10 protein-coding genes are annotated in these 14,274 nt (G+C 57.6%); 5 read left to right on the top strand and 5 right to left on the bottom strand.

The genetic code is table 11. The features are described 5' to 3' along the window. The first annotated feature begins 208 nt into the window (after nucleotides 1-208). The 5 genes from ABD059_RS05690 to ABD059_RS05670 all read left to right on the top strand — a co-directional run bounded on the left by ABD059_RS05690 (nucleotide 209) and on the right by ABD059_RS05670 (nucleotide 5,574). Nucleotides 209-532, top strand: coding sequence for a helix-turn-helix transcriptional regulator (locus ABD059_RS05690; RefSeq protein ID WP_343878398.1), 324 nt, complete (start codon nucleotides 209-211; stop codon nucleotides 530-532). A 228-nt stretch (nucleotides 533-760) separates the two neighbouring features. Next, nucleotides 761-2,185 carry a Rep family protein gene (locus ABD059_RS05685; protein WP_343878397.1) on the top strand — a complete coding sequence of 475 codons (1,425 nt, stop codon included), beginning with the start codon at nucleotides 761-763 and terminating at the stop codon, nucleotides 2,183-2,185. Between the two features lie 460 nt (nucleotides 2,186-2,645). Further along, on the top strand, nucleotides 2,646-3,818 hold the full coding sequence (locus ABD059_RS05680; RefSeq protein ID WP_343878396.1) for a plasmid recombination protein: 1,173 nt from the start codon (nucleotides 2,646-2,648) through the stop codon (nucleotides 3,816-3,818). 306 nt (nucleotides 3,819-4,124) lie between these two features. Continuing rightward, entirely contained in the window at nucleotides 4,125-4,832 is a 708-nt protein-coding gene (locus ABD059_RS05675; RefSeq protein WP_343878395.1) for a hypothetical protein, read from the top strand. Between the two features lie 220 nt (nucleotides 4,833-5,052). Continuing rightward, a complete protein-coding gene (locus ABD059_RS05670; protein ID WP_343878394.1) occupies nucleotides 5,053-5,574 on the top strand; it encodes a hypothetical protein in 522 nt (173 codons plus the stop codon). A gap of 71 nt (nucleotides 5,575-5,645) precedes the next feature. Here ABD059_RS05670 and relB read toward each other — a convergent pair whose 3' ends face one another. From relB to ABD059_RS05645, 5 genes are all read right to left on the bottom strand, one after another. Continuing rightward, a complete protein-coding gene (relB, locus tag ABD059_RS05665; RefSeq protein WP_343878393.1) occupies nucleotides 5,646-5,873 on the bottom strand; it encodes a type II toxin-antitoxin system RelB family antitoxin in 228 nt (75 codons plus the stop codon). A 223-nt stretch (nucleotides 5,874-6,096) separates the two neighbouring features. Next, a complete protein-coding gene (locus ABD059_RS05660; protein ID WP_343878392.1) occupies nucleotides 6,097-7,617 on the bottom strand; it encodes a hypothetical protein in 1,521 nt (506 codons plus the stop codon). Between the two features lie 586 nt (nucleotides 7,618-8,203). Further along, the gene (locus ABD059_RS05655; RefSeq protein ID WP_343878391.1) at nucleotides 8,204-11,242 is read right to left on the bottom strand and encodes a type I restriction endonuclease subunit R; all 3,039 of its coding nucleotides are present in this window, start codon (nucleotides 11,240-11,242) and stop codon (nucleotides 8,204-8,206) included. After that, on the bottom strand, nucleotides 11,239-12,462 hold the full coding sequence (locus ABD059_RS05650; RefSeq protein ID WP_343878390.1) for a restriction endonuclease subunit S: 1,224 nt from the start codon (nucleotides 12,460-12,462) through the stop codon (nucleotides 11,239-11,241). Before ABD059_RS05650 ends, ABD059_RS05655 begins: the two co-directional genes overlap by 4 nt. Continuing rightward, nucleotides 12,459-14,274, bottom strand: a 1,816-nt coding sequence (locus tag ABD059_RS05645; RefSeq protein ID WP_343878389.1) for a GmrSD restriction endonuclease domain-containing protein, incomplete at its 5' end; no start/stop codon positions are given. The genes ABD059_RS05645 and ABD059_RS05650, both read right to left, overlap by 4 nt.

Raw genomic sequence — 14,274 nt, 5'->3', positions numbered from 1 at the left:
TATGCCTTTGCCATAATTGACATCCTTCCAGTGAGAACAAATCCTCACAGGTCAGGTGACAACCAAACCCTGGGCAGACCCGTGTTGTCACAATGATGGCTAGCTTGGCTCAGAGATATGCCTGAGCCACAACCCTAATCGGGTTGTAACGGGCGCAACGGTGGGCGCTGATCCTCCGGAAGCACTCCTCATCAAGAGGAGTACTTGCATGACCGTGACCACCCCTGTCAGCACCGCGCTGTTTGACAACCTCATCGCTCCCAGAAGCTTGTCGGAGCGCCTTATCAATGGTTGTGCCTGCACGCCGCTCGGCACGACCGCCATTAGCACTCCGCTTCTGGACTCACTCGTCGCCCCCGTCACTCTGGCCAAGCGCCTTGGCACGACCGAGCGCAGCCTGAGCGAGTGGCGCATCACCGGCCGTGGCCCCAAATTCATTCGCGTGGGACGAAGTGTTCGCTACCGCCCGGAGGCCGTCGATACCTGGCTGCTCAGCCAAGAGTACGCGAGCACCTCTGAGGAGGTGTGCTAATGGTCGCCATCACTCTAAAGATTTACGAAACCTTCAATTCGCTTAACGGGTGCGGCAAGGGCTTGTCGATTGCCGCATCCTGCAACGAAATGCCTGGTTTATCAGGCATTTCGTTCTTGGTGCACCGCATGAATTCGCGGGGTCCTTTGGGGTCTCATTTGGGGTTCAATAAGGGGTCATTTAGCGGCGCCTTTCCTTTTCACGGCAAGGTCACACAGGCTCTGTGTGGTGGTAGCCGTGGCTAGGGAGGAGAACAACCCCACCAGTATCGCCATTACGCAGTACCTCGATCCGGTGTACTGGTCCTGGGCGGTAAACGACGCAAACGGTACCGCGCTGCTGCGCCAGGGCGCGGGGCCGATTATTGCTTACGTCATCCGGAGGCTCGAAGCAGACGGCCGCGAGGTCGCTGAAGCCTGCGGAATTATCCACGACAAGGACGAGCGCGAAGTCTGGAGTGACGCGCAGAAGGCGCTCGTGGTCGAACTGAAGCCTGAGCACATCCACATGGTGATCAAGTTCGTCAGCCGCGCTGCTAGCGCACCGATACCCCAGCTTGCCGGTCTGATTGGCATCGAATCGCAGTACGTCGAGAAGCCCGGCCGCGGGCGGTACGCCTACGACAACATGCTCTCTTACCTGACGCACGCGAAGTACCCCGACAAGCACCAGTACTCGCCCACGGAGGTCGTGACGGTGTGCGGACCCGATTACCTGGGCGTCGACGCCCAGCGCCGTGAAACGTGGCTGAAGGGCCGCGCCCACGTGAAGAAGAAGCGCGTGGCCGAGAACTTTGAGGACATGCGTGAGCGGGTGCTCCAGGGCGAGATCACCCGTGATCAGATCATGCTTACCGATGATCTGTTCGATATCTACTCTTGGCACACACGGGAGATCGACGATGCGCTGTCGGCCTATGGCCAGCGCCGCGCATACCGTGCGGCGGCGAAGCTACGCGCGGGTGAATTCTCCACCCAGGTTGTGTTCATTTACGGAGTGGCAGGAGTGGGCAAGACCCTGTTCGCTAAAGAGTTCATCTCAGCAGCAATCGACGCTGCCGAAGCGCATGGGGAGAGGTGGCAGGTCTATCGCGCTGCGACCTCGAATCCCTTGGACGATTGGCGCGGTGAAGAGGTGTTGCTGCTGGACGATTTGCGCGCCTCTGCGATGGACGCGAACGACTGGTTGCTCCTTCTCGATCCGTACAACGCGTCCCCGGCGAGGGCGCGGTACAAGAACAAGGGAGAAGTTGCCCCGAGGCTGATCGTGATCACCGCGACTATCGAGCCAGTGGAGTTCTTCTTCTATGCCCGCCAGAAGGGCAGTGTTGATGAGGCCTTGGACCAGTTCATCCGTCGGCTGGCCTCGGTCGTCAAGGTGTTCCGCGAGGACGACATCCTGCGCTATCGCGTGCATCACATCGGGAAGATCGAGCCCTACGATTGGCATAGCTGCACGCTGGAGGCCGACCAACATACAGAAGGCGTCCAGGGGAACATTTATCACCGGACTGCCCCGTCCGCGGCGCTGACATACGGACCGGCATACTCTGCGGAACACGCCGCAGAGGGTGCCGTCGATGCGCTGCTGGGCGGGCTTGCTGAACATAGCCGGGACGTGCCGCTGGCACTGGTCGCAGGGGCCGCGGCATGAGCGCCCTCGATGACCGAAACACACCAATCCGACGGGGCTCCGGTGGAGCGCTGACGGGTTGGTTGGTCGAGGCGCCTGGCGCTGAGGAGGCACCGCGCAGCGGCCCCCGGAGGGCCCTGGGAACCTTGGAGCGAAGCGTAAAGGTGTATGGGGCAACACTTCCTGTTCTGAAGTCCGGTGCAGAGGCTCCGTTTATGGGTGCAGGGTCCCATGAACGGAGGAGCAGCGGACTTCAGAACAGGATTCCCCGCGGGAGCGCCACCGGAGGTTTCACCGGAGCTTTGCGGAGGTGGTCGTCGTGAGTTGGACGGTGACTTACGATGCTTCTCCGGAGGCGAAGGTCAAGGCTAGCGGTTCGCATGCGGTGAATCGTGATCGTCACCTTGGAAGGGCTCCGGACGTCGCGGCGGGGTTCGATTTCGGGCACCGGAATCCGAACATTGATCCGGTCCGCTTGGCGATGAATGAATCCTTCGTCAACGACGGCAACGGTGGATTTCGGCTGCCTGTGATGACGAAGGACTCGAAGGGAAAGGATCGGCCGCCGAGCGCCGAGTTCGCGGACTACCGGTCAACCCGGCTTGCACAGGTGAAGAAGCCGCTGCGTAAGGACGCTGTTGTCATGCGTGGAGTCATGCTTCAGCTCGATCCGAAGTGGTTCGAAGAACATTGTCCCGACTGGCGAACCGACGGGCTCAACGACGAGGCACGCCAATTCGTGCAGACCCAGCTCGACTGGGCCTGCCAAGAATTCGGGCAGCAGAACATCGTCGGCGGATCCCTTGACCTGGACGAAACCAGCCCGCACCTGCAGCTGTCCATCGTCCCGGTCACCCGCGACGGCAGGCTCTCCCAGAAAGACTTCTTCAAGGGACCAGGGCATTTCATCAAGCAGCGCAAAGAGCTGTGTGACGCACTTGAGGCAGTCGGGTACGAGCCTCAGCGCACAGCCACAGACAGGTCAACCGAACGGACCTCCAGTGCAGAGTACGCCCAGACGGCTGACAAGACGAGAGCCACTCTTGCCGTCGCTAAGCGCGACACTGAGAAACTGTGGGAAGAACGACGCGAAGTCCGAGCCCGACGGAAGGAACTCGATGCAGAGCTTGAAGACTTGCCCCGTCTTCGGCGCAAGACGAAACAGGATGCGATCATCCAGGCGCGTGCAGAAGCTCAACAAGAAGTCGCCGATGAGCGCACCGCTGCACAGGCTGCGAAACGACAAGCCCAGTCGGCTGAACAGGCTCACCGTGATCGTGAGAGAGCCATGATGGTCCTCCACGAGCAGATCCAGCAGCAGCTCGATGTCACCCCACCTCCTGTCCCACCGGTCTATGACGACTTCCGCCGGGACATCATGGAAGCCCAGCCGCGCTTGCTTGGAGCATTTTTCAGGAGCGTGAAGTTCAAGGACGGGTCCACCCTGATGGAAAAGTTTGATGACTTTCAGCGTCGTTCGTTTGCCACTCACCAACGCCGTGACAGCGACGCCCTTGGCCGCTACAGCGGCCCCGGCTATGAGCAGTGGAAGGACCGGAGCCTGGAGATGCAAAGGAAGATCGACGCTGCGAGACTCTCCAACCAGGTAGCCGACATGGATCGCCAACACGGCAATCCAGACCACGAGAGGTGACAACTTCTTTGGCACCCAGGATCATCTGCAGCACCCCATTGTGATTGGAAAACGATAGGGTGACCCGGATGTCACAGCGGTGAGCCAGGCCCTTGCACAAGCGTGTGCGCAACATCGCGAGCGGGGGTTCTGGAACCAGCCAGAACATGGCGGACCAACAGGCCTCGGGACCGTCTAGCTAATGTGTCGCCATATGTCTGAGAACCCTATTTGACGAAATGTGTTTGTTTACGAGCAAAAAGATTCAGCTCTTAAGTAGCGCTGCTCTCGGGGTGCGTAGGCGAGGCTGCCGTTGACCAGGGAAAAGTGTTTACTGGCCGCATGACAGGACACGAAAGCCCCGATGATGGCCACTCCACACCCGAGGCACAGCACCAAAAAACTACCGTGAGCATCAATATGGAACGGGCCGTCAAGCTGGCGCAGATTCTTGGGACTCTTAGCGGTAACGGCGCCGACTATCTCGCGCACCTTATCGAAGCTCAGGTTGACTCCATCGACCTAGACAATTTCCGCAGCGGGTCGCGAGAGCTTCAGACGGCCGTGGATGCGAATCGCACGATTGCAACATCCCACTCGGCTGGCCGCAAGAACGGCATCCGAGTACAGGAGCCAATCCGGCGAGATCAAATCCTTGCGCACAAGATCAATCTGCTTCTCGCCACCAGACTGGACGAATCGGGGCGACCCTACAATTTCCACGCGGTCGCGGACGGCACCAGGGCGGCCGGCTACATGCTCACGCAAGTCAAATGGTTGAGACTGAGGAAGGGTCAGACCAAGGTTGTTCCCGATGCCTGCTTGCAGGGCATCGCCGCCGTGTTCGACGTGGACCCGGAGTACCTGCTCCGGGAGGACGCACCGCTTCCCCCGGAAGTGGAAGTGATGCTTCCACAGGCGCGGATCAACAGACTCGCCGAGATTCGTGATTTCGCCACCAGAGCACTGGCCGGATTGGATCCGGAAGTACTCCGAGAAATAACCGAGGTCATTGACGACGCCACCCGGTCATGACAAGCGGAACGGACACGAAGGCGGTAACACAATGAACAATCGAATGGCGGACCATACCCTGCTAAATGCAGTCGCCCAGCAAGGCCCGGCCTCAGCAGATTCTGAACCGTGGGTTCCATGGATAGCTGTCAGCATTTGGGCGGTACTTCTAGCGGTTGCTGCAATCCTCATCACTGGCTGGATTTCTCGCAGGCATTGCAAAGAGTCCGTGGCGGGATCAATGACAGAAGTGAGCCCCATACCGGAGCGAAAGAGGGATCTTGCCGCCAGCTCTGAATGGTGGACCCGTACTCAGTGGGCGCTGGAGGCCACAGTCTCTGAAAACGAGATGAAGAACATCTACGGCCTCATACTCCTTAGCGCTTTGGCGAAGAGTAAGGAAGCAGATTTCAGGGAAAAGTCTATGTTGGATGCGGTCTGGAAGGGAGCATGTACCGGCATGCAGGATGACGCCATCGACCAACTCATTGGCGAGGCCCGTCGGCTAAATATCCTCTCAGAGGCGCCGAAGCCATCACCGCTCAACGGAAACGCAAAAGACAAGCCCGAATCGACCCCTGAATCGGCAGAGACTCCTCTCAATAGTTCCGACGCGGAGAGGCGGGGGCAAGTGCTGTCGGCCCTGCGATACGACATTCTCGCAGCCCGACTGAAAATGGACCTCGATCAAGAGCTTGGGCGCGCGACCTCGCTGAGGGTGAAGCTACTCTCTGAATTGGAGTTTTCTCCTTTGGGTCAGTGACTAGCAGTGATCCGCAGGGTCTGGCCAACTACTTGGTACATTCATCGCTGGCTGAGTCCCTCCGGATGTTCTTATCCGTCGAAACCGAGTTCACGCCGAACGTCAATACTGGTCACGGTGTCGCGATGGCCTGCGCGAACGTCTGTGGCCTTTTGCGCCACCCGATATTCCGACTCGAGCCGGTCCAAGTTCGCCTCAACCAGTTCACGTAGGAGTTGGGCCTTCGTGCGTCCTGTGCTTGCGGCGAGTTGGCCCAGCCGCGCTTCAACTTCCGGTGTCAGCCGAATTGAAGATTGCATGAGATAGGGGCCTCTCGAGAATTCGTCCTGAGACAATCTTAGGGGCTGGCATCACTAGGTTCCGATAGAGCGCGGGCGGCCCCGCTGATCCTCGCGGTATTGGTTCCGCTTCCACTGAATCGGCTGTTGCTCTGCACGGATCCACGGGAGCTGGTGTCATACACGTCCCAACGCTTTCAACTTGACTTACAACGAACCGATCTCGACGACCGTTCGATCCCCATCAAATTAGACGGTGTATAGGTCGTGCACCGTCGGAGCCCAACAAGTTCAGCTCGATCTTCGCTCGAGCAGCCAATCCGATAGCGTCAATCCCCCCGTTGGCGAAGTGAGCCCGAATGATTCGATCTACTCCTGCGGCAGTCAAGATAGGCAGCGTACGGACAGTAGACGAGAGCGACACAGAATCAAAGCGACCGGCGTGCATCACCAAGTTACGCTGGTAGTAGAGCCTACGGAAGGCGTCCGTGTAGTAACCACGAATCCGCCCCATTACTTCCTTCGGTTCGTGCGCAAGAGCGTGTGCACGAATGAAACTTGCATCATCATCTGCTTCCGCGTATTCGATTCGGCGGCCTGATTTGATCAGGGCTAACAAGGCATCGGACCGCACTGCACTCGTCGCTTTCTCATTTCGTAAGTCCTGCAGGTCTGAGCCAGTCTCGTGGTCTGCGAGCTTAGCCTGCGCCAGGTGGGAGAACTCGGCACTTGGGAATGCGCAAGTGACTATGTCGGCAAGGCGATCTGCCGCCTCAACGTTCTTACCCCCCGGCTGTCCCAGTAGTGACTCAACGGCAGCCCACGTCGTTGCAATTGAGGCACCCGCGCTGGATTGTTCTAGAGAGGCTAGAAGTTCGAGTGCGTCGTCAATTTTCGCGGTGCTTTGAGACGTGTTGGTGATATCCGGGATGAGAATCGAGTTCCGTTGAAGGGACGGTACGCGAACCTCAGGCATCTCTGGACGCAATCTCCGCAGCTTGTGCCCGGTCTCGTCATAGCAGTAGTCCCCTGTGCGTAGATCGGTGATTTCTAGTCCGACCGAAATGCGGGCTTTCAATCTTTGTGCCCAAGAGTGCGCCATTCGCGATGCAGCGTGGGGATCTTTGGCTTGAACCTGAACACGGGCAGCGCCAGCTGGCTTACGGATACTCTTTACGAGTCGTTGTGGCACCTGGCTTGCTAACGTCACGTAGTTTTCTGGCGTGACGTAGTGGTCTCCGAGAGCATCAGAGACTTTTTGGGACATTTTCTCGAACGGGATGAGGAAGTCAAAGGTTTTGACGCCCTGATCCTCCATGGTGCGTGCATCGCTCACCAACGCAAGTAGGTCCGCTCCGCTGACGGTTCGGCTTTTTAGCCATCCGTGGAGGTGGGAACGGTCAAAGCCGGCGTCGAGCATGTGACTCAGAAGAGCCCTGGCAACCAGTTCGTAGCTTTGCTCTGGGATGTTTCCTAGGCTGATGTAAGCGTGCCAGTTGTCGAGGTAATCTTCCTCGATGCGACCGCAGTATTGTCGGAGCAAATCCGTTTTCTGAATATAGTCGCTGGTCGTGGCATAGGTTTTCAGATCGGCCAATAGTTCCAGAACTGCATCTCGTACTGCTTTTGTGCCTACGCCCTCATCTCGAGCGACCTGTCGGATCATCGACGGGGCAACGTACGCCACGATGTCCTTGGTCATCTGCTTGTTCGAGACGCCCTCGATGCACTCAAGTACCTCTTTCAGACCGACAATTGTTCCCAATTGCCAGAGTGACCTGTTCCAGCTGGTACGTTCATCCGCTAGCTCAAGTAGACGCGCTGAGATAACACTGGAAGATGATCTTTGACTTGTCGCCGACATGCGCTACGCTCGTTTTTAGGACGTTGCAGTCCTGATAGCCAACAGATGGGAGCCGCCTTCGGGCCGCTCCCATCTTCATTTCTATCTCACAAGTCGCCAGGTAGCAGGTAAATTGCGGTTTGGATCAAACGCGTCTTTACGTACACCTGATTTGAAGCCCGACAAAGCTGCCGCCCTGAGTGAGCGCAAGGCATAACGCGATTGATCGCCGCCGCCTATAAGGTCCATCCATCTAACGATCGATTGCTGGGACATTCTGAGCCGGTAGTGAATGATCTTAGATCCGAACCGAATCCTGTCTCACCTTGTATGTCTCGTATTGATGACGATCGAGATGTCTCACCAACCAGCGGTTGCCCTGAGTTTATGAGAATGAGGTGTTGTGCGATAGGGGTACCCGAGGGTGAGCACAAGGCTTACGAGACTAGAAGCCAGCTTGCCGGACTGTCCGCCGCGGAAATGACCGTTGCTGCCCTGGTGTGCACGATTAGCTTTCTGTCGAGCTGAGGCCGAAGAACCGTTCGAAGAAGGCACCGAGTTTGGTGATGACGTTCTGTTTTTTCTCGGAGTGTCCGCCGGCGGCGGAGAAACGTGAAACTGGCGGCAGAACCTTGGTGATCCCCGTGCCGGTGATTGATATCTGGCCGTCACGGAAGGCTGTCTCCACGAAGGCACGGGTCTCTTCCGGTCGCAGGTTCTCATCCTCGATGATGGTATCCAGCTCGGCTTCCCGCTTGGCGGTGATGAAGGCCCGCCATTCCTGATCGACCTCTCCGTCGACAGAGAGTGAGTCAACGAAGTCTTCGATGAGGTCTTTCTTATTCCGCAGCGTCGGGCTGGCATCCACGGCGCGGCTGATCTCCGCCCGGATTTCCTTGTCGTCACCGTCGCCGCGTTCGGCCCGGTACTTCTGGACAAGCATGAGGATGTAGTCGACATTGATTTCGACCTGTTTGATCAGCTCGATCTCAAAAACAATGTCGTCGTTGATCTGTTCCTTGTCGGCCTTCTTTTCTTTGCGGAAATCCGCGTACAGGTCCAGATACACGCTGCGGTAGTCCTGCCCCTGCCGCTCCGTAAGGATCTCGTTACCGGTGAAGTCATCAAAGGATGTCAGGATGTTCTGGAGGCGCAGCACAGCACCAAACAGACCAATGAACTCTTTCTGGGCTGACTCCCCGATAATGGGCGTTCCCAACGGATAGCCAGCCAGTAGCTCGGTGACCTTCTCGGCATAGTCCTTGTAGTACTCGCCGTAGGGCTTGAGCAGCACCACGCCACGGGCGTCCTTGTTGCCGAAAAGGGCGATGGCATCGTTCGTCTGCTCTTCCAGATCACGGAAGGAGACGATATTGCCATAGGTCTTCACGGAGTTCAGGATGCGGTTGGTCCGCGAATAGGCCTGGATCAGTCCGTGTGCACGCAGGTTCTTGTCCACGAAAAGGGTGTTCAAGGTCGTCGCATCAAAGCCGGTGAGGAACATGTTGACCACGATGACCAGGTCGATCTCACGCTGCTTGAGCTTCAGGGACAGGTCTTTGTAGTAGTTCTGGAATTTGTCAGCCGTCGTGTCGTAGCTGGTGCCGAACGTCGTGTTGTAGTCCTGGATGGCGGCTTCCAGGAAAGACCGGGCGTCCGCGCTCAGCGCATCGGTGTCGAAGCCTTCTTCGTCCAGGGCGCCGTCTTCCACGGCGTCGTTGGCACCGTAGGAGTAGATCAGTCCGATCTTGAGCCGTTTGTCGGATACCAGATTTTTCTGCTGGGTCTGGAACTCCTGGTAGTACCTCCGCGCGGCCGGTATCGAAGCAGTGGCGAACAGGGCGTTGAACCCGCGCACTCGTTTCTCACCAAGCGTGTAGCCCTCTGCGCGTTTGGTCTTCTGGTCGAAGTGTTCCCGCGTGTAGGCGACGATCTTGCTGACGCGTTCCGGTGCCAGGAGCGCCGTCTCGGTGTCTATCGACGAGACCTGCTTGTCCACCACCGTCCCGACCTTGACCGTGTTCACGTAGTCAATCCGGAACGGGAGGACGTTCCTATCCGTGATCGCATCCACTATCGTGTACGTGTGCAGCTTCTCGCCGAACGCCTGCTCTGTCGTCTTCAACTGCGGGTTCCCACCGCTGCCTGAATTGGCCGCAAAGATCGGTGTCCCGGTGAAACCAAACAAGTTGTACCGCTTGAAGGCCTTGGTGATCGCGGTGTGCATGTCCCCGAATTGGGAGCGGTGGCACTCATCAAAAATCAGCACCACATGACCGTCATAGATCGAATGGCCCTTATTGGCACTGATGAACGTGGACAGTTTCTGGATCGTGGTGATGATGATCCGCGCGCCCGGATTCTCCAGCTGCTTCTTCAGCACCGCGGTGGATGTGTTGGAGTTCGCGGCGCCCTTTTCGAACCGGTCGTATTCGCGCATGGTCTGGTAGTCCAGGTCTTTGCGGTCCACCACGAATAGCACTTTGTCCACCGAGGGTAGCTTCGAGGCCAGTTGGGCTGCCTTGAAGCTGGTCAGTGTCTTACCGGAGCCGGTGGTGTGCCATACGTACCCGCCGGCACCGATGGTGCCAAGCTGCTTGTAATTGGTGGAGATCTCGATCTTTTGCAGGATCCGCTCGGTGCCAACGATCTGGTATGGGCGCATGACGAGCAGCATCTTGTCCGCAGTCAGCACACAGTACCTGGTCAAGATGTTCAGCAGTGCGTGCTTGGCGAAGAACGTCTTCGCGAAGGCTGCCAGGTCGGTGATCGGCTTGTTCTGTGCATCCGCCCACCAGGAGGTGAACTCAAAGGAGTTTGAGGTCTTGCGGACCCGTTTGGATCCGGTAGCTTCGCTGATGTGCTGGCGGCGTGTGGTGTTGGAGTAGTACTTCGTCAAGGTCCCGTTGGAGATCACGAACAACTGCACGTACTCAAAGAGGCCGGACCCTGCCCAGAAGCTATCGCGCTGGTAGCGGTCGATCTGGTTGAACGCCTCGCGGATATCCACGCCCCGGCGCTTGAGCTCAATGTGCACCATCGGTAGCCCGTTGACCAGGACCGTCACATCGTACCGGTTCGCGTAATTCCCCCCACCGTTACCCGTGGGAGTTTCGTACTGGTTGATGACCTGGAGCTGATTGTTGTGGATGTTCTGCTTGTCCAGCAACAGGATGTTCTTGACCGAGCCGTCATCACGCTTGAGCAGCTGAACATGGTCTTCTTGGATGCGCACCGTCTTCTCGATGATGCCGTCATTCGTGCCAGCCACACGCTCAGTGAAGAACTGCTGCCATTCCGCGTCGGAGAACGTGATGGTGTTCAGCGACTCCAACCGGGCGCGCAGGTTCGCCATCAGCTGGGCCTCAGACGTGACCGGCAGGTACTCATACGCCTGGGACTGGAGAAGCCGGATCAGCTCACGCTCGAGATCAGCCTCGGACTGATACGCTGCTTCAGCAGCCTGGTCCGCCACATACTCGGCAACAACAGTGCTCTCATTCGAGACCGCGATCGGGTCATACATCCGCGGAGTTGCTTCGATCACGCGTCAACCTCCTCGAACGACAACAACCGGTCACGGTAGAACTCGTACTGCTTTCGACGAGCTGCAATCTCAGCAGGAAGCCCGATATTTAGGTCGTTTACGAGAGCATCAAAGCGGTCGAGCAACTCAACGATCCTGCGTTGCTCATCAAGGGCAGGAATTGGGATCGGAAAGTCTTTTATCAGCTTGGCGTTCAGATCGGCGCGCGCTCCGCGACCGAAAGCCTTGAGCTCCTCGTACATTGAACTCACCCAGAAGAATACGTACCTGTAGTCCGCGCGTGACTCATCAATCTGCAGGTTGCAGCAGTGCTGATTAGTGGTCAGGGGAATCTTATTTATCGCTGATCGCCCGGCCGTAGCTCCTGAAATCGCGACGATGACACAGTTCTCTTTGATCCATGATGCGCCGGTCTCTTTTAGTGCTCGATCCGTGATCTTCATCTTCGTGTCCCAGATTTCACCGAACGTCACTTCACCGGTTCGCAGCCAGGGAATCGTGCCACCGTCGTAGTATTCCGCTGCACCTGCCTTAGGAGTTGCCCCTGAAGACACCCGCGAGGAGATCTTTCCTAGGGTCGACCACTCCACCTCCGCCGATTCCGTCTCATGGAAGAAAGCCGATCGGTAGTGTTCATATTGGCGGCGACGGGCTTCCAGCTCCGCTTCCAGCTCCGCTTCCAACTGGGTGAATTGGTCCAGGATCCGCACAATCTCCCGCTGCACCTGAATAGGCGGGACCGGAACCCTGACCTTTGCCAGCTGCCTCGCAGACACGTCAATAACCTTCGTGCCCGTGGCCAACACCTTTTTCTGGGCAAAGAATGATGGGGTCCTGAACCAGTATGAAAGGAACTTAGGATCCATGGCCGACTTGATGACAGTGGCGTGGCCACCTGTGACGATTGGATTCTCTCCCAACCACGCAACTGCCTTGCCGACGTCTTCAAGATTTTCGCTTGTGTTGGTAATGATCACGTCGCCAGGGTCGGCGCGCGTCAGCTTTGAAGCTGTTTCAGGCGCTACGAACGAAAACGTAGAATCAGTCGAAACGCCATAACGTGTGTAGATCTGTCCGTAGTGGATCGCCCCAATGCCCCCATCCGTGAGTACCGTCTTTGGCATGCCATTGCCACGCACCAGCTGCGCGACGTCGCCGAGTAGCTTCGTGTCTACCCCAAGGGGGCAATGCTTCGCGATCAGTTCATCGACACGGCTCACAGCAATTCCTCCCCGCCCATGGCGAGCAGGTCATCCACAGTCAGCTGTTGCTCGGGATCTGCGCGACCGTCGGTGATGCGGACGCCTTCGGTGCGGAGTATTTCCACCGGGTTCCGCGTGTCGTCCTGGTCGTGCCAGTGAAAATCCTCGGACACCCGACCATCCCAGGTCAGTACTCGGTAGGCGTTCTCGCATTCGGGGCACCGCGCTAGGTGGTTGGCGATTGCCTGCGCCCCGGTCCCGACAGCCTCGGCGAGATTGTAGTAACTCGTCCAGCGACCCGCAGGAATGGCGCCGAGGATTGCGTGGGTTTGAGACCAGTCAAAGCGCTTCGCGTCAACCAGTTTCTCGCGGTACTCCGACAAGTCGGAGTCCTTGACCTCTGGACGCGCCCAGATCTCCAAAGCCTGCCGTGCGAGCAAGTTTGCTCGATTCGCGATCTCCACCGCTGTCCATTGATCGAGTTGCCCAAGACCCTTGTTTACGCGCAAGGGGCTATCCTTGAAACCGCCCTCCATGTCGCGCTTCGCGCTGAACGGACGATCGGAGTATTCCGGGTTGTATCCGGTGAGCGTCAGGTTGCCCAGAGTGTGGAGGTAGCGGTCGTGATCGGCCTCCCAGTCATCGCCAAGTGCGGCCTGCCACGCAAGATTCGCGTTTTGCGGCATGATGTGTTCGATCGTATATTCTGCCGTCGAGACCTCTTCTTTGCGTCCGATATTCTCCATCTTCCTGAAGAAGTACCCACGTCGCTTTATGCGATACATATCCGTGGTCTTGAGCGCTTCTTCGAACTCTTCGTCTGTCGGAAAGCGACGGTAATCCGGGAGCGTGAGCAAACGGCCACAGACACTTTCGACGTAGCGACTCGGTTCGATTGCCGCTGCCAGCGATGCGAACGTCTTGTTGAGGCTGTTGGTAGGGATACGGCACACCGCACGCCGGAACAAGTAGGAAATTACGGCATCCAGAATCGCAACAAAGTCGGTGACCGACAGGACGCCGGAAACGTAGTCGGCGTAAAGACGCAGCTGGAAGGGATACGCGACTGTTGCCAGCAGATCGATTTCGGTGAAGCGCTTGGCGAGCTGCTGGACTCGCTCCGCACCGAGGGCCATAGCGGCAAACCAGGACGCATGACGGCTGAGGTCAACAACGAGATCGTCTCGCGTCATCCCTTGTGCATCCTGCGCAGACGCGTAGGCCTTAAACGCGTCATAGATCTCGTCCAGCCTCGGGATTAGGCTGGTCTTCACAGTCAGATAGTGACGTACGAACTCGTCGAAACGCGGCTCGTTGGCGCCTTGGAACTTTTGTTCCATTGGGAACCAGTAGTCCTCGTAGATACGGTCCTGGCGCGCAGGCACCAGATCCATGAGCACAAAGTTTCGGATGAGATCCGCCTGCGACAGCTTCTTGCCGGTCGCGTTCATTGACTCGAAGACGAGTTGCGGATCATCCGCGCCTCGTGTGAGCTTCACGTCGACGACGACTAGCTTGTCCAGGCCTCGGCACACGTCGACTAGATTGACACTTGCGTCGCCCAGTCGCTGTACGAAGTAGTTGAAGTTGGGCACCACGCGGGAGTCCGTCTCAGGCAGCGGTGCGTTGCGGACGACTGCCTTGAGTGCATCTTTGTCACGCTGCGACAATGTTAGTTTGAAAAACGCGTCGCCGGACTCATAGATATTTGTAAGATATTGGCCCCGAATTTTCTGTGGTGCGAATCCGGCTGGTTGGGTCCCCGTGTAGAAGTCCAGTGTTTGTGTGAGTTTCGTGTCCGAGAATGGACACAGGAGGAAATTCACGAAT

The sequence above is a fragment of the Arthrobacter flavus genome, assembly GCF_039526005.1.
Taxonomy (GTDB): domain Bacteria; phylum Actinomycetota; class Actinomycetes; order Actinomycetales; family Micrococcaceae; genus Arthrobacter_D; species Arthrobacter_D flavus.
Note: the sequence above shows the minus strand (reverse complement) of the source record. Positions and strands in the feature narration are given on the sequence as shown.

Bases quoted from the DNA above. Each gene is read 5' to 3' on its own strand.
- ABD059_RS05690 (WP_343878398.1), top strand. From the start codon at position 209: ATGACCGTGACCACCCCTGTCAGCACCGCGCTGTTTGACAACCTCATC.
- ABD059_RS05680 (WP_343878396.1), top strand. From the start codon at position 2,646: ATGAATGAATCCTTCGTCAACGACGGCAACGGTGGATTTCGGCTGCCT.
- relB (WP_343878393.1), bottom strand. From the start codon at position 5,873: ATGCAATCTTCAATTCGGCTGACACCGGAAGTTGAAGCGCGGCTGGGC.
- ABD059_RS05670 (WP_343878394.1), top strand. From the start codon at position 5,053: ATGACAGAAGTGAGCCCCATACCGGAGCGAAAGAGGGATCTTGCCGCC.